At 38.6% G+C, this 20952-nt stretch carries 16 protein-coding genes and 1 pseudogene; 11 read left to right on the forward strand and 6 right to left on the reverse strand.

From position 1 onward, the window contains the following. The first annotated feature begins 33 nt into the window (after positions 1 to 33). The 7 genes from ACIQ38_RS00345 to ACIQ38_RS00375 all read left to right on the forward strand — a co-directional run bounded on the left by ACIQ38_RS00345 (position 34) and on the right by ACIQ38_RS00375 (position 6999). Complete coding sequence (locus ACIQ38_RS00345; RefSeq protein ID WP_402819508.1) at positions 34 to 375, forward strand: DUF2294 domain-containing protein; 342 nt, start codon at positions 34 to 36, stop codon at positions 373 to 375. Between the two features lie 176 nt (positions 376 to 551). Further along, complete coding sequence (locus tag ACIQ38_RS00350) at positions 552 to 1601, forward strand: ABC transporter substrate-binding protein (protein ID WP_402816697.1); 1050 nt, start codon at positions 552 to 554, stop codon at positions 1599 to 1601. Positions 1602 to 1619: 18 nt separating this feature from the next. Further along, positions 1620 to 2549, forward strand: coding sequence for a nucleoside hydrolase (locus ACIQ38_RS00355; protein WP_402816699.1), 930 nt, complete (start codon positions 1620 to 1622; stop codon positions 2547 to 2549). A 23-nt stretch (positions 2550 to 2572) separates the two neighbouring features. Next, the gene (locus ACIQ38_RS00360; RefSeq protein ID WP_402816701.1) at positions 2573 to 3394 is read left to right on the forward strand and encodes an ABC transporter permease; all 822 of its coding nucleotides are present in this window, start codon (positions 2573 to 2575) and stop codon (positions 3392 to 3394) included. A 6-nt stretch (positions 3395 to 3400) separates the two neighbouring features. Next, entirely contained in the window at positions 3401 to 4189 is a 789-nt protein-coding gene (locus ACIQ38_RS00365) for an ABC transporter permease (RefSeq protein WP_402816703.1), read from the forward strand. 16 nt (positions 4190 to 4205) lie between these two features. Further along, positions 4206 to 5270: an ABC transporter ATP-binding protein gene (locus tag ACIQ38_RS00370; protein ID WP_402819511.1), complete on the forward strand. Its 1065-nt coding sequence runs from the start codon at positions 4206 to 4208 to the stop codon at positions 5268 to 5270. A gap of 16 nt (positions 5271 to 5286) precedes the next feature. Then, entirely contained in the window at positions 5287 to 6999 is a 1713-nt protein-coding gene (locus ACIQ38_RS00375) for an adenine deaminase C-terminal domain-containing protein (RefSeq protein WP_402816705.1), read from the forward strand. Between the two features lie 71 nt (positions 7000 to 7070). On the opposite strand, the gene hutH is transcribed toward ACIQ38_RS00375, so the two are convergent. The 3 genes from hutH to hutU are packed head-to-tail and all read right to left on the reverse strand — an operon-like array spanning position 7071 to position 11555. Next, positions 7071 to 8585, reverse strand: coding sequence for a histidine ammonia-lyase (hutH, locus tag ACIQ38_RS00380; RefSeq protein WP_402816707.1), 1515 nt, complete (start codon positions 8583 to 8585; stop codon positions 7071 to 7073). Positions 8586 to 8620: 35 nt separating this feature from the next. After that, positions 8621 to 9880: an imidazolonepropionase gene (gene hutI / locus ACIQ38_RS00385; protein WP_402816709.1), complete on the reverse strand. Its 1260-nt coding sequence runs from the start codon at positions 9878 to 9880 to the stop codon at positions 8621 to 8623. Positions 9881 to 9887: 7 nt separating this feature from the next. After that, the gene (gene hutU / locus ACIQ38_RS00390) at positions 9888 to 11555 is read right to left on the reverse strand and encodes a urocanate hydratase (RefSeq protein WP_402816711.1); all 1668 of its coding nucleotides are present in this window, start codon (positions 11553 to 11555) and stop codon (positions 9888 to 9890) included. 204 nt (positions 11556 to 11759) lie between these two features. Between hutU and ACIQ38_RS00395 the strand changes: the two genes are divergently transcribed. Then, positions 11760 to 12647 (forward strand): DUF4349 domain-containing protein, encoded by an 888-nt coding sequence (locus ACIQ38_RS00395; protein WP_402816713.1) that lies wholly within the window; start codon positions 11760 to 11762, stop codon positions 12645 to 12647. 100 nt (positions 12648 to 12747) lie between these two features. Here the strand turns inward: ACIQ38_RS00395 and ACIQ38_RS00400 are convergent, their stop codons facing one another. Continuing rightward, positions 12748 to 13455, reverse strand: a complete 708-nt coding sequence (locus tag ACIQ38_RS00400) for a YwaF family protein (protein WP_402816715.1) — start codon at positions 13453 to 13455, stop codon at positions 12748 to 12750. Between the two features lie 28 nt (positions 13456 to 13483). After that, positions 13484 to 13819: a L,D-transpeptidase gene (locus ACIQ38_RS00405; protein WP_402816717.1), complete on the reverse strand. Its 336-nt coding sequence runs from the start codon at positions 13817 to 13819 to the stop codon at positions 13484 to 13486. Between the two features lie 524 nt (positions 13820 to 14343). Here ACIQ38_RS00405 and ACIQ38_RS00410 point away from each other — a divergent pair. The 3 genes from ACIQ38_RS00410 (at position 14344) to ACIQ38_RS00420 (ending at position 18929) form a co-directional block, all read left to right on the forward strand. Next, positions 14344 to 16239 (forward strand): PrkA family serine protein kinase, encoded by a 1896-nt coding sequence (locus ACIQ38_RS00410; RefSeq protein ID WP_402816719.1) that lies wholly within the window; start codon positions 14344 to 14346, stop codon positions 16237 to 16239. A gap of 109 nt (positions 16240 to 16348) precedes the next feature. Further along, the gene (yhbH, locus tag ACIQ38_RS00415; protein WP_402816721.1) at positions 16349 to 17512 is read left to right on the forward strand and encodes a sporulation protein YhbH; all 1164 of its coding nucleotides are present in this window, start codon (positions 16349 to 16351) and stop codon (positions 17510 to 17512) included. Between the two features lie 19 nt (positions 17513 to 17531). Then, positions 17532 to 18929, forward strand: a complete 1398-nt coding sequence (locus ACIQ38_RS00420) for a SpoVR family protein (protein ID WP_402816723.1) — start codon at positions 17532 to 17534, stop codon at positions 18927 to 18929. A gap of 716 nt (positions 18930 to 19645) precedes the next feature. Here ACIQ38_RS00420 and ACIQ38_RS00425 read toward each other — a convergent pair. Further along, positions 19646 to 20944: pseudogene (locus ACIQ38_RS00425) on the reverse strand (IS4 family transposase); the annotation flags it as partial. Positions 20945 to 20952 lie beyond the last annotated feature (8 nt).

Here is a 20952-nt window from a genome sequence, read left to right on the forward strand (position 1 = left end):
TTTGATTTATAAATGAGATTGGTGGTGATCCTAATCAATTCATTAGACGTCAATGAAACGAAGAAAAAGCTTTCGCATCTTTACAATGATGTATCGAAGGAACTTTTTGGGTTTGGTACTTCGCTGTTGAAGGTGACGATAGAGAATAATGTGATCACGTTTCAAGCCAAGCATCGACGTGCCCCTAGGTCAGCTGCTTTAGAAGGGGAAGTTCCTAGCTTGAAGCAGGAGGTCGATTTTCATATGTCGCTTTTGTTTAAAAAGAAATTGAAACAGAAGTTAGAGGAAGAAATGGATTGGCAAATTGAAGCTGTACTCAGAGACTATGATTCTCCGACGCAACTGGCATTTACCAATATTGTAATAAAGGATTAAATTTTGGTTTTCATACTCGGATTTATCTGAGAGAATGCCAAGAAATATAACTATAGGGATACATTTCTCTTTGTTTACAAAGAAAAGATGATCTTAGGTAGACTTTGATGTTCTATTTAAGATTGTCTTTTTTTATTTTGTAGCACATACTACACATAAAAATGGAGGTTTTACAAATGAAAAAGGTATTGAAAAGTATTTTAGTAATGTCTGCTTTATCGTTAGTTCTTGCAGCTTGTTCTTCAAAGGAAGGTTCTAAAGAGAAAAAGGAAGCGGAACTTATTGTATCAACTTGGGGGTTTTCGGAGGATTTCTTCCGTGAAAACGTGTATGCACCATTTGAAAAAGAGCATAATGTCAAAATCGTTCTCGACACAGGGAACAATGCAGATCGTTTGAATAAAGTTCGTCAAGGAAACTCGAATGTGGATGTCATTTTCTTATCTGATTATTATGCACAGCAAGGTGTTACAGAGGATCTATTTGAAAAAATTGATAGTAGCAAAATTAAGAACTTAGATAAAATTTATGATGTGGCTAAAGCGCCACTTGGTGAAGGCTTTGGACCAGCTTATACAATTGCACAATTCGGGATTGCTTATAATGCAGATGAAGTTAAACAACCGATTACTTCATGGAAAGATCTTTGGAATAGTGAGTTAAAAAATAGTATTACAATTCCTAGCATAACGTCTACGACAGGACCTATGTTCTTGGACGCTGCTTCGAAGGTTAGTGGAAATGAAGAATTTAATGAAGATCAAGCATTTTCCGAAATGAAGAAAGTTATGCCAAACGTTGTAAAAGAATACGGACAAACTTCTGAATTCGTAAATATGTTCTCTCAAGGTGAAATTGTAGCAGGACCTATTATGGGAATGTACTTCGGAAGTTTACAAGAAGCAGTACCGAATGCAAAATTTGTTACACCGGCTGAAGGTGGATATGCGGTTATGAACACGGTGAATGTTGTGAAAGATAGTGATCAAAAAGAACTAGCACAAAGCTTCATCAACTTTATGCTGAGCAAAGAAATACAGGAAAAATCTGCGAAAGCGAAAATCGATTCTCCAGTAAATACAGAAGTTGTATTGACAGACGAGGAAGCTACAAATATGACATATGGAGAAGAGCTGGTTAATAGCTTGATCACACTTGATATGAAATTTGTAAATGAGAAATCAAAAACTTGGATTGATCGCTGGAATAGAGAGCTTGTTCAGTAAGAAAAGGGGTGTTCGATTATGAAACAAAAAATAATCCTTGATGTAGATACTGGAGTGGATGATGCAATTGGCATCATCCTTGCTGTAAAAAGTCGACAATTTGATGTGCTTGGCATCACAACGGTAAATGGGAATGTGTCACTTGAAACGGCTACACGTAATACATGTAAAATTTTAGATTTGCTAGATGAAGAACACATTCCAGTAATTAAAGGGATGAACACTCCACTTGTTAGAGATACTTTTTTTGAGCATGCGGTACATGGAGAAGACGGATTAGGTGGGGCATTGAGGAATGTTGAACCTAAAAAAATACCAGATGAAGGGTTTGCACCCGATTTTATCATCCATTCAGTTTTAGGATTTCCCGGAGAAGTAACCCTGATTATGACGGGCCCATTAACGAACTTGGCGCTTGCTATTAAGAAATGTCCAGAAATGGTGAAGCATGTGAAAGAGGTTATTTTCATGGGTGGCGTAATCCAAGGACCCGGAAATGTTACACCTACAGCTGAATATAACACATACGTTGACCCGGAAGCAGCACGGATCGTATTAAAAGCTGGTTTTGAATCTATTACGCAAGTCGGACTGGATGTAACGAGGAAAGTGCTTTTGAAGGATGAACATATTGATGAACTTGAAAATACAGTGCTTGCTTCATATATAAAAGAAAGTACGGCTGATTATCGCAAAAGATACTTCGCGCGTAATAACATATCTGGCTGTGCGATGCATGATCCGTTAGCAGTAGGAGTGGCGATACAAAAAAACTTAGTTATGACAGAAAGTTATTTTGTTGATGTTGAAACGAAAAGTGAGCTCTGCGATGGACAGTTAGTTTGTGATTTTCAGAATAGGCTACAACAGCCTGCCAATTTAAGCGTGTGCGTCGATGTGGATGAACAAGCATTCTTTGATTTGTTTATTCGTATCATTAATTCGTAAAATCAACGACCAGGGGGTTTATTATGTCAAAAAGGTATATATATTTACTCCTTTTACCAGGTGTTCTATTTTTAACGCTATTTATGCTCGTTCCCATATTTATGACAATGGGGACAACTTTTTTTAGAGAAGACGGATTTACGGTAGAAGGCTATTTGCAATTTTTCAAGGATCCTTATTTCATGGGAATCTTGTTTACAACGCTCCGTGTTAGTGTTATTACAACTATTATCAGTATTTTTCTTGGTTTTCCGGTAGCTTATTTTGTCTCTAAGATGGGCCCCCGAAAAAAAGCGTTTCTTCTTTTATTAACGATTTTCCCACTATTAACAAGTCCGGTTGTGCGTTCTTTTAGCTGGATGATTATTATTGGTAAAAATGGCGTGCTGAATAATGTGTTAACTGGGATCGGTTTAATAGAAGAGCCACTTTCTATCTTGTACACACCGACGGCCATTATTATAGGGCTTGTCCATTTATTCCTTCCGCTCATCATTATTACACTTGTTGGGGTAATGGAAAATATCGAACCTGATTTGTTAACAGCTGCGGAAAGCCTAGGTGCTTCTAAAATAGGTGTATTTGCAAAAGTGGTCGTGCCTCTTTGCGTACCGGGACTTGTCATCGGAAGTATTCTTGTATTCGTCGGAAGCTTTACTGCTTATACAACTCCAGCTCTTCTAGGAGGCAAGCAGCGTGTAATTTCGACTTTTCTATACCAAAACGCTATCACGTTGAATGACTGGCAAGTGGCGTCTATTGTCGCAGTCATCATGATTGTAGTGACAGTTTTAGTTATTTCACTCATGAATGTACTAGCAAAAAAATTAAATCCGAGGGGGTAGAAGTGTATGCAGGAGAAAAGTAGAGGATTGGCCCTGTTTACATTCCTAGTATTTTTGTTTTTATTGGGGCCCTTGCTTATCATATCAATCACATCATTTGAAGGCGGCAATATATTAAAGTTTCCACCAGAAGAATTTTCATTTAGATGGTACGAAAATATCTTTAAAGTAAAAATGTTCTTTATAACATTTAAGACTTCTATTTTCGTATCACTTGCGGGTAATTTACTTGCACTTGTACTTGGAATACCAGCAGCCTATGCGCTAAGTAGATACGATTTTAGAGGGAAAAATGTGTTGAATTTAATATTCGTTTCGCCGATTTTAATTCCAGGAATTGTTCTCGGTTTTGCCTTATTACGTTATGTTGTAGTTGCTTACGAGTTTTCAATTTACACAAGTCTATTCATTGGTCATACAATTATTATGATTCCATTTGTTGTTCGAGTTATATCATCGAGTTTATCGAACTTTGACTTCTCGATCGAGGAAGCGGCCCAAAGCCTTGGATTAAGTAAGATAGGGGCATTTTTTAAGGTCGTTCTCCCAAATATTAAATCAGGAATTATAGCGGCTGTCATGATCGCATTTCTAGAGTCTTTTAATAATGTTGATATTTCCGTCTTTATGACAGGACCTGGGGTAAGTACGCTACCGATCCAAATGCTTACATATGTTGAAAATTATTTTGATCCGACGATTGCAGCAATTTCCGTTTTACTCATGATTATTACAGCAATTTTCATGTTTGCGGTTGAACGGTTGATGGGTCTGTCTTACTTCACAAAACGATAAAGGAGGGCGATGAGTGATGTCTTTATTCACTTTAGAAAATATAGCAGTTTCTTATAATAAACAGCATGTATTAAAAGATTTTAATTTGGAAATTGAAAAAGGAAAGCTAGTTTCTCTTCTTGGGCCAAGTGGCTGTGGGAAAACAACGACACTTCGCTTAATTGCTGGTTTTTTGCACTCAGATGAAGGGAAGTTTTTATTCCAAGAGAAAGATTATACAAAAGTGCCGGTAAACAAACGAAATTTCGGCTTCGTATTTCAAAACTATGCTTTGTTTCCGCATTTAACGATATTCGATAATGTTGCTTTCGGGCTTAAATTGAGAAAAGTAGGGAAAGTGGAAATTGAAAAGCGCGTTATGAATGTACTTGATATCGTAAATCTTCAAGGTTTTGAGAAAAGGTACCCTAAAGAGCTATCAGGTGGTCAAAAGCAGCGTGTAGCAATTGCGCGTGCACTTGTAATTGAACCAGATCTACTATTATTTGACGAGCCGCTAAGTAACTTGGATGCAAATTTAAGAGAAAGTATGCGAGTGGAAATCCGTCGTATTCAACAAGAACTAGGAATTACTACTGTGTATGTATCACATGACCAGGAAGAATGTTTTTCTATTTCCGATCAGGTTGCCATCATGAATAAAGGTGTTATCGAACAACTAAGTGATCCAGCTACAATTTACAAGTATCCATCAACAAAATTCGTTGCCGATTTTATAGGTTTCAAAAACTTCATCGATTTTGACATAGTAGCAGAACGAGAAGGTCAAATAGAGCTTAAAAAGGGCGACTATACCTTTGTTATCCAAAAGGATGGGAAAATGAAAAACACATCCGGGAAAACGGGCGCAATACGACCAGATAACTTGAAAATTCGTGCGAAAAATCCTACAGATTCATTACCTCCAAATGGTCTTTTTGGTCAAGTTAACGTGACGACTTTCCTTGGTAGAAGTTATCAATATGTTGTTGAAACAGCTATCGGTAACTTTGTTGTCAATCAGGAAATGGCTCAGCCATTAAGTATGGGCCAGGAAGTGATACTGGAATTCCCTAAAGAAGAAATGGTGTTAGTCGACTAAGTGAGGAGATGTTTGCGTGAAAATTGATTTACTTATTACAGATGTACACGTGTATAACAGCGCATTTAAAAAGTTTATTAAAGGCAATGTAGCTATTATAGATAAGAAGTTTTTATATATTGGCGAGCGAGCGCTTGAGACATTCGAAGCTGCACAAATAGTTGAAGGGAAAGGGAAATATATGATTCCTGGACTCATTGACATTCATTTGCATATTGAGAGTACGATGGTGACACCTTCTACTTTTTCTCATGGACTGATTAAGAATGGTGTAACGACAATTGTTCCAGAACCTCACGAGATGGCAAATGTATTTGGTTTACTAGGTGTTCAGGAAATGATTAAGGCTAGTAAAGATTGTGTTGCAGATATGTTATATGCAATTCCGAGCTCTGTTCCTGCAACTTCTATGGAAACAACAGGTGGTTCTATTGAAATAGAAGATATGGATGAGCTACTGCAGACGGAGAACATTGCATGTCTCGGTGAAATCATGAACTTTTATGATGTCATTTCGAAGCCTGAAAGTAAAACAAACCTTATACTTACTCACATTCGCAAGCAATATCCAGATCTTATTATCGAAGGCCATGTACCGAAATTACTTGACCTTGAATTGCAGAGAATTATATTTGCTGGTGTAAATTCTGATCATACGCACCAAACTGTTGAAGGGATGGAGCAGAGAATTGCGGCTGGCATGTTCGTTGAAATTCAAGAAAAATCGATGACTCGTGAGGTGGTTGACTACTTGATAAAAATGCAAGTAGATGAGCATTTCTGCTTTATTACCGATGATATTATGACCGATGATTTCCGGACTAGAGGTCAGTTGAATAATATCCTTAAAAAGGCTATTAGCATGGGGATGCCTCCTGAGAAAGCAATTTACGCATGTACATACACACCTGCAAAAAGGATGAAATTAAATGATCGTGGCTCCATTGCGCCAGGAAAAATTGCAGACTTCCTCCTTGTGTCTGATGTAGAGAGCTTAACAATTGATTGTGTTTATAAAAACGGTAAGCTTGTTTTTGATGCTGCTCAGAAATATGAACAGCAAGTGAAAGGTCGCCAATTTCCTTCTTCTTTCTATGAAAGTGTAAAGCTAAAGCAGTTAGAAGCGTCCGACTTTGATGTGGAGGTAAGAGTGGAAGATGGTCTACATAAATTCAGAGTGATGAAGGTTCAGAATGGATCGACGTTTACGGAAGAGCTTCACGAGGAGCTAGACGTTCGAAGTGAATTGCTTCTTTGGGAAGAAAGTTCTCATGCTATGATTGCTACTTTCGAGCGGTATGGAAAGAACGGCAATCGCTCACATGGTCTCATTACAGGGGATGTATTAAAAAAAGGTGCAGTCGCTACGACTTATTCGCATGATAACCACAATCTTCTCGTTGTCGGTCGAAATAAGACGGATATGCTCATTGCTGCTAATGAAGTTATCAGAGGTCAAGGTGGGATGTGTTGTGTCCTAGATGGCGAAGTTCTTTCATCGGTACCGCTTCCTGTAGGAGGTATCTTATCCGAAGCACCGCTTGAAGTAATTGCAGATGAAGTGGAACACTTTACAAAAAATCTTAAATCTTTAGGTTACGATCATTACAACGTTATCATGTCGTTAAGCACGCTATCGCTTCCAGTTAGCCCAGCATTGAAGATTACAGATCAAGGATTAATCCAAGTGAATGAGGGAAAGATAGTGCCATTTATGGTCGAAGAATAATAGCCGAACAGAACATAGCCGATTCAGCATTTATTGTTGAATCGGCCATTTTATATGAAGCAATTCCGTATTTATGATAAAACCTGCTTCCCTTTCTTGTTTACAGTTTCTTCCTTCAAATAAATATTCAATTTTTCCACATCCACGCTAAAGATGCGGTCTTCCGTGATAGAAGGAATAAATGCACGCATACTGTGCCATTTTTCCAAAAGGGTAGGGGACATAAGGTCTATCCCTCGATATTCCACTCCTTGCATGGCACAAAAAACTTCGATCGCAAGCACCCTGCGTGCATTTTGAATAATTAGAGAGGCGTGTCTTGCGCCAATTGTCCCCATGCTGACGTGATCTTCTTGGTTTGCAGAAGAAGGAATGGAGTCAACGGAGGCGGGGTGGGCAAGTGTTTTATTTTCCGACACTAAGCTAGCTGCGGCATACTGTAAAATCATAGCACCAGATTGAAGGCCAGGTTGCGGACTTAAAAAAGGCGGAAGTCCTTCATTTAATTGAGGATTCACCAGTCTTTCGATTCTTCTCTCAGAAACGTTGGCAAGCTCTGCGATGCCGATTTTTAAGAAATCCATAGCAAAGGCGATCGGTTGTCCGTGGAAGTTTCCACCTGAAATAACGAGTTCTCCATTTTCTACTATTAAGGGATTATCGGTTGCAGCGTTCATTTCAATTTCTAGTTTTTCTTTCACATAGTCTAATACTTGCCAACTAGCACCATGTATTTGAGGGATACAGCGTAAAGAATAAGCATCCTGTACGCGTTTTTCACCTTGCTTAGTTACAAGTTTGCTTCCTTCAAGCCATTTGAGTACACGGAGTGCTACCTCTACCTGCTGTGGGTAACCTCGAGCTTCATGAACTGCAGGATGGAAAGCGTCAGTAATCCCATGCAGCGCCTCCATTGTCATGGCGGCAATCCATTCGCTTTGATAGGCAAGTGTTGCCGATTCTAACCAGTTAATAACTCCTTGGGCTGTCATCGCTTGTGTTCCATTAATAAGGGCAAGACCTTCTTTTGCTTCCAGAATAATTGGTTGTAAGTGATGTTTTTTCCATATTTCACGGGATGGAATATGTTTTTCCTCTTGCCAGACGAAGCCCTCGCCGATAAGAACTAAAGCTAAATGGGCGAGGGGTGCTAAATCACCTGAAGCCCCTAAAGATCCTTGCTCGGGTATGACTGGGTGGATTCGATTATTTACCATATATGCAAGCCGCTCGAGAACTTCTAAGCGAATACCAGAAAAACCTTTCAACAAGGCATTCAGTCGTAATACAATCATTGCACGTGATACTATTTCATCAAATGGCTCACCAACACCACAGGCATGTGAGCGAATAAGATACAGTTGTAATGCACGAGTGTCTGCTTCTTCAATACTAACATCACTAAATTTCCCGAAACCTGTATTAATACCATAAACGGTGCGCTGATCTTTTACTATTTTCTCTACTGCTTTTCTACTGTTGACGACCTTTTCAATCGCATGTTCATCGAGACAAACTTGTTCGTTCTGATATATAATGGCCCGCATATTCTCGAGCGTCAGTCCATTGCCTGTTAAATTAATCAATTCTCTTCACGTTCTTTCTTTATAAAATTTCCGCATTATCCAACGACTTTTACTCCTTTTTTCCACACTGTTTTTACGTGATTCACCCCAAATAAATATTGCAGCTGTTGATAACTTTGGACATTCCAAAGAACGACATCTGCTTGCTTTCCGACTTCTAAAGAACCTACCTTATCTTCCATTTGAATGGCACATGCGGCATTATAAGTAGCAGCGCATAAGCTTTCAGCAGGTGTGAGTCGCATGGAAATACAAGCTAAATTCATTACTAGTGGCATAGAGGTCGTAGGTGAGGAACCTGGATTGCAGTCCGTAGAAATGGCAACAGGCACTCCTGCATCAATCATTACTCTTCCTTTTGCAGCTGTTTCTCTTAAGTACAATGCCGTAGCTGGTAGTAAGCAAGCGATAACCCCTTGTTCTGCCATCGCCTGAATACCAGTACTGGAAGCTTTTAATAAATGCTCTGCAGAAATCGCCCCAACTCTTGCTGCCAGCTCTGCACCTTCATATGGTTCAATTTCATCCGCATGGATTTTCGGAGTTAGCCCTAAAGATTTACCTGCTTCTAAAATACGTTCGGACTGTTCAGGTGTAAACACGCCAACCTCACAAAAAACATCATTGAATTTTGCTAGCTTTTCTTTTGCAACTACCGGCAACATCTCATTTATAATAAGATCTACATATTCCTCTTCCCGTCCTTTATATTCGGTAGGGACGGCATGTGCTCCCATAAAGGTCGGGACAATATCAACTGGATGTTCTTCTTGCAATCGTTTCATGACCCGCAGTTGTTTTAATTCTGTTTCTAAATCTAGACCATAGCCACTTTTTCCTTCAATAGTAGTAACTCCGTGTGCTAAAAATGAGTCTAGTCTTTTAGATGTTTGGTCAACAAGTGCATCTTCTGTTGCCTCACGAGTCATTTTGGTTGTCGCATGAATTCCACCACCAGCATTCATAATTTGCATATACGTAGCACCTTCTAAACGCATTTCGAATTCTCGTTCACGGCTTCCACCAAATGCTACATGCGTATGTGGATCTACGAGACCTGGTGTGAGGAGATGCCCAGTTGCATCAATTATTTCTGCCTCTATCTCACGCTCTTTATACAAAGTTTCCAATTGTTCCGTCGTTCCAACTGCTTGAATAATCCCGTTTTCGAGCCAAATGCTTCCGTTTTCAATAATCGATAATTCGTTCATTGCGTCTTTTATGCGGGGGCCAGGTACTTTGTTCGCTAATGTAACAAGTTGCGATGCATGTTTAATCCAAACAGCTTTTATCATTGCTTCTTCAGTCCTCCTGTTTCATCATCGGAATGCGAATTCCTTTTTCTTGAGCGGTTTTTTCGGCAAGCTTGTAACCAGCGTCAAAATGGCGAACAATTCCCATTCCTGGATCTGTCGTTAATACCCGTTCTAATCTTGCTTCTGCTGCTTCCGTACCATCTGCAACAATGACCATTCCAGCATGGATGGAATATCCCATTCCAACACCGCCCCCGTGGTGAACGGATACCCATGTAGCACCGCCAACTGCATTTATCATGGCATTTAAAATCGGCCAATCTGCAACCGCATCTGACCCATCTTTCATAGCTTCCGTTTCTCGGTTCGGGGAAGCGACTGAACCTGAATCTAGATGATCTCGACCAATGACAATCGGTGCCTTTAACTCACCAGATGCAACCATATCATTAATGATTTTGCCAAAGCGTGCACGTTCGCCGTAGCCTAACCAACAAATACGAGAGGGAAGACCTTGAAACTGGATTTTTTCACGTGCCATTCTAATCCAGTTGCACAAATGAGTGTTATAGCTAAACTCGCGTAAAATCACTTCATCTGTTTTATAAATATCTTCAGGATCCCCGGATAATGCAACCCATCTGAAGGGACCTTTTCCTTCACAAAATTGTGGGCGAATATAGGCAGGGACAAATCCTGGGAAGTCAAATGCACGTGCGAATCCTTGGTCCTTTGCAACTTGCCGAATATTGTTGCCGTAATCGAAAGTTACTGCACCTTTATCCATCATTTGAACCATAGACTCTACGTGCTTTGTCATCGATGCTTTAGAGCGTTTAACATATTCAGTAGGATTGTTTTTCCGTAATGCGCTGGCTTCTTCCAAAGACATACGAGAAGGAATGTAACCATTTAAAGGATCATGGGCAGATGTTTGATCGGTTAATACATCAGGTATAAAGCCTCGTGCGATCATTTCCGGTAAAATATCAGCTGCATTTCCTACAAGGCCAATGGAAAGAGCTTTACCATTTTGTTTTGCTTCTTCTGCTAATTGAATAGCTTCGTCTAATGAATGCGTTTTCAAATCTGTATAGCGTGTTTCGATACGGCGGTCAATACGTGATTCATCCACATCTATCCCGATGCACACGCCTCCATTCATCGTAACTGCAAGTGGTTGTGCTCCTCCCATACCTCCAAGACCAGCAGTAAGTGTAATGGTGTGTTTTAAAGTTCCGTTAAAATGTTGTTTTGCTAATTCCGCAAATGTTTCATATGTTCCTTGAACGATTCCTTGTGAACCGATGTAAATCCAACTGCCAGCGGTCATTTGTCCGTACATCATAAGTCCTTTCTTATCAAGTTCATGGAAATGCTCCCATGTGGCGTAAGCAGGAACTAAGTTAGAGTTTGCAATGAGAACGCGTGGTGCATCTTGATGGGATTTAAATACGGCAACTGGCTTCCCAGATTGTACGAGCAGTGTTTCATCATTTTCTAGCTCTTTTAAGGAGTGAACAATTGCATCAAAAGCATCCCAATTTCGAGCTGCTTTTCCAATTCCACCGTATACAACTAGTTCATCTGGGTGTTCTGCTACTTCTGCATCTAAATTGTTCATCAGCATCCGAAGTGCAGCTTCTTGGAGCCAACCTTTTGTATTTAAATTTGTTCCTCTATAGCGGATCACTTTTTCATTTGCTTTTCCCATATAAAACCCTCCTTTTATTCTTATATCCATTCTATCTAAAACTTCTGATAATTTAAGTGTTTTAAAGAAAAAAGTAAAAATTTCTCATCTGCTAATCGAATGTTTCATTAGCATAGTAGAATGATGAAACGAAATTTTCTGTCTTTTTGTAACTCTTTTTTTTAGCAACCGTCTGTTTATATATAGATAAGGGGGTAAGTAAAAATGAAGAAAATGCTTTTTTATATTCTACTACTGGCACTTTTCGGTTTACTACTCGGAGCCTGCAGTGCAATGGAAGAGAAATCAAGTGTTTCTGAAATGGACGTGGCAAATGATTCTACCAGCTACGCAGAAAAAGAGGAAAGTCTTCAGACAGAAGCTGAGGAAATAAATGGAGAAGCACCTGCTGAAACGAATAATCAACGTATGATTATTCATAATGCGACCATCCGAACGAATGTAAAAGAACTTGCAAAAGCACAAAGTAACATCGAGCAGAAGGTAAAGGAATATGGTGGTTATATTGTCGAGTCCAATGTGTACAAGGAAGATGATCAAACGAGTAGCGGTCATATGATTGTACGAATTCCGGAGAAGCATTTTGATACATTTTTGAATGAAGCGGAAGAGGAAGCGTCAAAAGTATTGGAACGTCATGTTACTGGCCAAGACGTAACGGAGCAATATGTAGATTTGTCATCCCGATTAAAGTCCAAAAGAGTTGTGGAAGAGCGCTTAATCACGTTTATGGAAGGTGCGGAGAAAACAGAAGACTTGTTGAAAATTTCTTCGGATTTAGCGACTGTTCAAGAAGAGATAGAGGTAATCTTAGGTAAGATGAAATATCTTGAAAACCAAGTCTCTTTTTCTACGATAGAGCTTACGATGATTGAAAACCGAGTTATTATTCCAGGTATAGAAAATAATGATTTAAACACTTGGGAAAAGACGAAGAAACAGTTTGTTACAAGCACGAACGGATTACTTGCTGCTGGATCAGCTATTGTAGTCTTTTTCATCGGTAATCTACCAGTCTTTCTAATATTAGGTGTCATTGCTTTTGTTGTGTATTGGATTATCAAAAGAAGACGACTTGATCAGAAACAATAGATAAAGTGAAGACTCGAATATTGGGGAGTTTTTCTACATACTAGCATGTCCTGTGCGTTAGAAAGACCTTCTTATTTTAGAAAGGTCTTTTTATCTACTCCTAATTATTTTGGATTTTCCGTTTTCTGAAGACCAACCAAGTGATAAGAAAGAGAGTAAATGCAACTACTTCCATAGATAATATATACCAGGGGTAGGGTCCTATGAAATCTAGTAAACTACCATTAATCGGTTTTTCCCTTAAAAACATATAATTGCCTTGAATAAGGATATTCAGTACAAAAATGAAAGGAAAAACGATGTTTAAGATAACCATTGTTTTAATAAGACCTTTAAAAGTAGGTTTATAGCCTTTTACCCAAAGAATATAAAATGCAGTCAAAATAATTCCAATATGCACATAAAAAAACTGGATGAACTTAAAATCAGGAAAGTTTACTAGTATAGAAGGAGTTAATATGGCTTGAAGAGCTCCTCCCATTCCCGCATAAAAAACAAAATCATAGAAACGTTTGTTTCCAGTCCATAAGAGAATGATGGAACAAAGTAAAGTTAAACTGCATAAATGAAGGGGTAAGGACTCGCTTAAACTCCATGTCTTCTCTTGAACTAATACAAGATGATAGGCAACTTCCATCACAAGTAAAGAAACGGCAAAGACACGTTCGACAAGAAGGGTATTGTTAAGTGGACGAACCAATACCTTTTTTAAGAGAAATAAGATCAATACACAAAGGAACAGCACAGAAATGGCAGCCAGATGTTCAGATGAAAATAAGACGAACGTATTCAAAGTATTCTCGTTCATATTCTATTCCTCTTTTCGTCTATGAAGCTTATTTGTGAATATAGACATTGGTACTCGTTGGAACCATGGAAGAAAGTTCAAGGACGTCCTCATTATGCATCCGAATACAGCCATGTGAAACTTCTTTTCCGATGGATGATGGGTCGTTAGTTCCGTGAATTCCGTAATGCGGCTTGGATAGACCCATCCACAAGGCTCCAAAAGGTCCACCGGGGTCCAGCTCCTTGTTAATGATAATGTAATTCCCAGTTGGGGTAGGTGTCAATATTTTTCCAACTGCAATCGGATACGTTTTTAATAATACGCTAGCATCATACAACTTTAATTGCCGCTTACTAACAGATACATCGATCCAGAGGACCATGAAATCATCTCCTGAAAAAGTCTTTCTTTATATATATGGAAAAAGAGGTGGTAGTGACAGTTATTGAAAGGTTTAAAACAGCCTTTCTTTAACTTGGGGAAAAAAAGTTCCTAATGCAGGAATTGGACAAGCAGTAATCTCCATATACTTTATTAATCAACTAAAGGAGTGAATGAATGACAAAGCAAAAATGTAAAAAATGCAATAAAACGGGTGCTGGTACTTGTAAATGTAAATAATATGGATATATAATCTGTTATCCATATTATGTATATTTTAAAATGAAAATTAATCCATACAAACAAGCCATTCTCTAGGTGAAGAGAATGGCTTGTTTAAATAGCGATAAAATATTTGGCACTTTAACGTATCAAGGAAATAGTTCACCTTTTTCAATTGGTCGCCAAACGTTGAACCAGCCTGAATAGCGGATATAAATTACGCTATTTCTTAAAAGTATTATGTATCATAAACTCTATTCTTTCATACTATGTATAAAATAGAGCCCTGAATGGAGGGAATGGATGGATATTTTAAGTAAGGTGAAGAGCTACCGCGAAGAAGAAAATCAATTGAAGTGGGAAGGCACGTTCGAGGAATTTTTAGACATGGTGAAAGTTAGACCAGAAATTGCCCAAACTGCTCATTCACGTGTTTATAGCATGATTAAAAGCTCCGGTTTAACAGAAAGAGATGGGCAAAGAATGTATCACTTTTTTGGGAAAGAAATTTTTGGGCTTGAAACAGCACTTGAACGACTTGTGGAAGAATATTTTCATCCTGCTGCCAAGAGACTAGATGTTCGTAAGCGAATTCTTTTACTTATGGGACCTGTTAGTGGAGGGAAATCGTCCATTGTAACATTGTTAAAACGTGGTCTTGAACAATATTCAAGAACCGATGAAGGCGCTGTCTATGCGATTAAAGGTTGCCCGATGCATGAAGATCCCCTGCATCTAATTCCGCAACATTTACGTGAGGACTTTGCAGAAGAGTTTGGGATCCGCATTGAAGGTAGCTTATCTCCACTTAATACAATGCGACTGGAAAAGGAATATGATGGACGTATTGAAAATGTTTTAGTAGAACGAATCTTTTTCTCAGAGGATAAACGAGTTGGGATCGGAACGTTTACACCGTCTGATCCAAAATCACAAGATATCGCAGATTTGACTGGAAGTATTGATTTCTCCACAATTGCTGAGTTCGGGTCGGAATCTGATCCACGGGCATATCGTTTTGATGGAGAACTAAATAAAGCAAACCGTGGAATTATGGAATTTCAAGAAATGTTGAAACTGGATGAAAAATTTCTATGGCATTTATTGTCTCTGACACAGGAAGGTAATTTCAAGGCAGGAAGGTTCGCATTAATAAGTGCGGATGAGTTAATCGTGGCACATACAAACGAGACGGAGTACCGTTCGTTTATTTCCAATAAAAAGAATGAAGCGCTTCACTCCAGAATTATTGTGATGCCAATTCCTTATAATTTAAAAGTAAGCCAAGAAGAACGTATTTATGAAAAAATGATTAAAGAAAGTGATATGACCCATGTCCATATAGCACCGCATGCACTGAGAGCAGCTGCTATTTTCTCGATATTAACAAGGTTGGAAGTGCCTAAAAAACAAGGCGTTGATATTGTGAAGAAGATGCGACTGTATGACGGAGAAAGTGTAGAAGGATTTAACGAAATCGATCTGGAAGAATTAAAGAAAGAATCGTTAAATGAAGGTATGAATGGAATCGATCCACGTTATGTGATTAATCGAATTTCATCCGCCATTATTCGTAAAGAAATTCCATCGATCAATGCATTAGATGTATTGCGAGCATTAAAAGAAGGTCTTGATCAGCATGCATCTATTTCACAAGAAGACCGAGAGAAATACATGAACTACATTGCAATTGCACGAAAAGAGTACGATGAAATTGCGAAAAAAGAAGTACAAAAAGCGTTTGTTTATTCGTATGAAGAGTCGGCTATTACATTAATGAATAATTATCTCGACAACGTTGAAGCATTTTGTAATAAAAACAAAATGAGAGATCCGTTAACGGGAGAAGAGATGAATCCAGATGAAAAGCTAATGCGTTCGATAGAAGAACAAATAGGTATTTCTGAAAATGCGAAAAAAGCATTCAGAGAGGAAATCTTAATCCGACTTTCTGCATATGCACGAAAAGGAAAACGTTTTGAATATAACTCTCATGAACGTTTACGAGAAGCGATTCAAAAGAAACTATTTGCGGATTTAAAAGACGTCGTAAAAATTACGACATCTTCTCAAACGCCGGATGAAACGCATTTGAAGAAAGTCAATGAAGTCATTGCAAGGCTCGTAGATGAGCATGGATATAATACAACTTCAGCAAATGAATTACTGCGTTATGTAGGTAGTCTGCTCAATAGATAAATGCTAAAAAACAAGACTGATGGTAGTTATTAGTCTTGTTTTTTTATACACATTGGCAATAACTTTGGCCCCCTAGCATAAGATAAAAAATAGGTAGGTGTTGATGAGAGTGAGTGAGAAAGAAGAAAAACAATTTGTTATCTCTCAGGAAAATTGGTCTCTCCATCGAAAAGGGCATCAAGATCAACAAAGGCATATGGATAAAGTAAAAGAAGCTATTAAGGATAATTTACCAGATTTAATAAGTGAAGAAAGTATTATTATGTCAAATGGACGAGATGTGATTAAAATACCAATCCGCTCTTTGGACGAATATAAAATTCGTTACAACTATGATAAAACAAAACATGTTGGTCAAGGAGACGGAGACAGTCAAGTCGGGGATGTAATTGCAAAAGGATCCGGTGAAGAAAAAGACGGGCAAGGAAAAGGGAAGCAAGCAGGAGACCAGGCTGGAAAAGATTATTACGAAGCAGAAGTAACCATTGAAGAACTAGAAACAGCTCTATTTAAAGAAATGGAGCTTCCTAACTTACAGCAAAAAGAACAAATGGATATCGTCACCGACAAAGTAGAATTTAATGATATCCGGAAAAAAGGACTTATGGGGAACATCGATAAAAAACGGACAATTATTACAGCGATTAAACGGAATGCGATGAAAGGAAAAGCTGAAATTACCCCAATCCATAACGATGACTTACGTTTCAAAACATGGGATGAGGTAGTCAAACCAGAATCCAAAGCGGTCGTACTTGCAATGATGGATACGAGTGGTTCTATGGGGTCTTTTGAAAAATATTGTGCAAGAAGTTTCTTTTTCTGGATGGCCAGATTTTTACGCACCAAATATGAAACGGTAGAAATCGAGTTCATTGCACATCATACAGAAGCTAAAGTCGTATCAGAAGAAGCGTTCTTTTCCAAAGGGGAAAGTGGGGGAACTATTTGTTCTTCGGCATATTTAAAGGCATTAGAACTTATAAATCTGAAGTATAATCCTGCGCGTTTTAATATTTACCCGGTTCACTTTTCTGACGGTGAAAATATGACAAGCGATAATGAAAAATGTATAAAATTGGTCAATGAACTAATGGATATATCTAGCATGTTCGGCTATGGGGAAGTAAATGCACATAGTAGATATTCAACGCTTATGAATACGTATAAGAAAATTGAAAATCCAAAGTTTCGTCATTATGTTCTAAAGGAAAATCGGGATGTTTACCAAGCACTTAAAAGTTTATTTCGTAAATATGAAGCATCACTTTGAAATGTAAGGGGGTCATTAATTGGATACAAAGCTTCATCATGCAATCGCTGAAATAACAGAGATAGCATCTGGTTTTGGACTAGATTATTTCCCGATGCGTTATGAAATTTGCCCTGCCGATATTATTTATACATTCGGCGCCTATGGAATGCCAACTCGTTTTGCACATTGGAGTTTTGGTAAGCAATTTCACAAAATGAAAATACAGTATGACTTTGGATTGAGCCAAATATACGAGCTCGTTATTAACTCCAATCCTTGTTACGCATTTTTGCTCGACACCAATAGCTTGATCCAAAATAAGCTAATCATAGCCCACGTACTTGCACATTGTGATTTCTTTAAAAATAATGTTCGCTTTTCTAATACTCGACGAGACATGGTAGAAAGTATGACCGCGACTGCCGAGCGAATTGCAGATTATGAAATGACCTATGGCAAAGAAGAGGTAGAAAGCTTTTTAGATGCCATCCTTGCCATTCAGGAACATATCGATCCTTCCATCATCCGGCCGAAATTACCTGACTATAACTTGGATGAGGAAGAAGTAGAGGCTATAAGAAAAACTCCATATGATGATTTATGGAAGATGGATGAACCAACGAATACTAGACTTTTATCAATTCCAAAAAGAAAAAAGTTCCCGCCTCAGCCTGAAAAAGATTTATTGCTATTTATTCAAGAATATAGTCGAGAATTAGAAGACTGGCAACGCGACATTTTAACGATGATGCGAGAGGAAATGCTTTATTTCTGGCCACAACTAGAAACAAAAATCATGAATGAAGGCTGGGCATCCTACTGGCATCAAAGAATTTTAAGAGAAATGGATTTAACGACCGATGAGACAATCGAATTCGCAAAACTAAATGCCAATGTTGTGCAGCCTTCTTCAACAAGTATTAATCCATACTATTTAGGGTTGAAAATTTTTGAAGACATTGAAGATAGATATAATAATCCAACAGAAGAAATGAAACAATCAGGGATAAAGCCTAACTCTGGTAGAGAAAAAATATTCGAGGTACGGGAAATTGAATCAGATATTTCGTTTATACGAAATTATTTAACAAAAGAGCTAGTGAAAAAAGAAGATCTGTACTTGTTTGAAAAAAAGAAAGGGAATTACGAAATCACCGATAAAGACTATGAAAATGTCCGAGATCAGCTAGTTTCAATGCGAACGAATGGAAGTTTTCCTTATATCGTAGTGGAAGATGGAGACTATTCGAGAAATGGAGAGCTGTATTTAAAGCACGGCTATGAAGGAACAGAGCTAGACCCTCATTATTTAGAAAATGTACTTCCTTATATTTATCAATTATGGGGTAAAAACGTGCATATGGAAACGGTCGTGGATGATAAGCTGACTGTCTATGCATATGATGGAAAAAAAGTATCCCGGAAAGCCGTTTAACTGAATACAATAAAAAAACGAGATCCTGATTTATTGGGATCTCGTTTTTTAATGAATACGGTTGTTTAGGGGCACTTTATAGGGAAAGTGCGTCTAAGCAAGTTCAATAAGGAGGCCGCTATATTTCCGCCGGATAATTGACGAGCCACTACGTCGCTAACGCTCTTGCAGAGTCTCACACATTCGAACAAAATTCCAAAGAATGGCTAAGGGCAATCAAATAGCTATTGAAAGCAACTAATTTCAGTACGAAAGCAATTAAAATAAGCAGGAAAGCAACTAAATTGCCGATGAGAGCAACTAATTTAATACAATAGCAAGTTTACTTGGATTGAGACGATCATGATTTAGGCGGATTATAAGAATAATATGCCTAAAAGCCCATCGAACTCGCCTAGTCGGCATCTGCTCGTCTATTTTGTCGAGTTAGCAATCTACATTGTTTCATTCAACCATTTATTGTTAATTCTCGACACTAATAAGTTAGTATTTTCCATTGATTTTCGCTGCAGGGCGGCGACCATGTACGTCAACTTAAGACTTTATCATCCTTTTTGATCCCTTAAAACGACCAGATTTCCGGAAAAATAGGATTCCATAAATAAAAAAGGTTTCGAATTTGATGAGGGGGGTATAGTAATACAACTACTCCTAAACTTGTAGGCATGACAAATAAACATTCTTTTTCCCTCCTAAAAAAAGGGTTACTTTTCTGTTTACACTAACCACCCAATCGGTCCCGGTTCTTTTACATTTTTTCGGCCGGTAACCATCAGGGTTTTTTCTATCTTTTGAAGGGTGTTTTCCCATTCCGTATCATCACGGGCTCGCCAAAGCACCCTTATTTTTTTGGCTACTTCCCTTATGGTTATCTGTTCGCTTAGGATGATGTGCTTGTCATGCCAAAAATACGCTCGCAACTGAAAGGTGATTAAGGTGCTAAGTATCAGTACAATTAGCTCCGCATACAAGTGACATTCCCACCGTTCCAATTTCATCTCTCGATAGTAATCCACTTTCAAATCGCTTTTCCAAGACTTAAAGATAATCTCTATCTGCCAGCGATAACGGTACAAGGAAACCACTTCCTTTACAGGAACTTCAGACGGGAGGTTCGTTATAAAGGTAGATATACCTGCCAAGTCTCTGGATTTCTGTTTGATTTGCCTCGATTTTGTTTGGCTGCGTCGTTTGATTCGGTGTTCTTGACGTCTCTGTTCCTCCTCGGTCATGCGATAGATAATGAGACGGGACGGCAACTTCTCTTGCTTCCCCAGATACACCACTGGATATTCTCGTGTTTGGCCTCGCTTTAAATTCTGCCATTCTTGTTCCAGAAGAAGTCGCTCATATGCATAGGTCTTCATAATTTCTCCGTTTTCATGATAGCGAGGACTCGGATGATCGACATAGAACATCGTGTCTGATTTGGCCCGCGAAACATAGAAGGCGCCTTTCTTCGCGATATTTTTCAGGATGTCAAATTGGAAATATCCAAGGTCTTGTAAGATCAAATCGTTCTTTTCCACATTATGCAGGCGTTCCATTCCGGATGGGCAGTCCCCTGCTTTACCTGGCTGAATTTCGATGTACTGGAAGCGACCCGTCAGATAATCAAATTCAATCTGGTATTTCATACCCGCACCAACACTGCTGGGATAGATTGCACTGCAGGATTTGGGGAGGGTAATAGTTGTACCATCGAGAATTCGAATACACCTGAATGGGATGCTTGTCGCAAGCCGAATCCCCTCAAAAACTTGATGCGCCTGTTGATCGAACAAACGAAGAAAGATCTCTTTTAAAAATTGGACTGTCTTTTCATTCAACCGTTTGTTCAGTGCTTCTTTAGATAGATAGACATGGTGGTCGGCCAGATCAGAACAGAGTTCTGTTAGAGAGGACTCCGAAAGGGCTCCCTGTTTATGGAAAATAAGCTCCATGAATGAGATGACCGTAAGCTTACGTTCCCGTTGTATAAACTTTGTTTTCTTCGCAAGGCTAGTCAATTCTTTTGGGTGAA

It is taken from the genome of Psychrobacillus sp. NPDC096389 (assembly GCF_044762855.1).
In the GTDB taxonomy this organism is placed as follows: domain Bacteria; phylum Bacillota; class Bacilli; order Bacillales_A; family Planococcaceae; genus Psychrobacillus.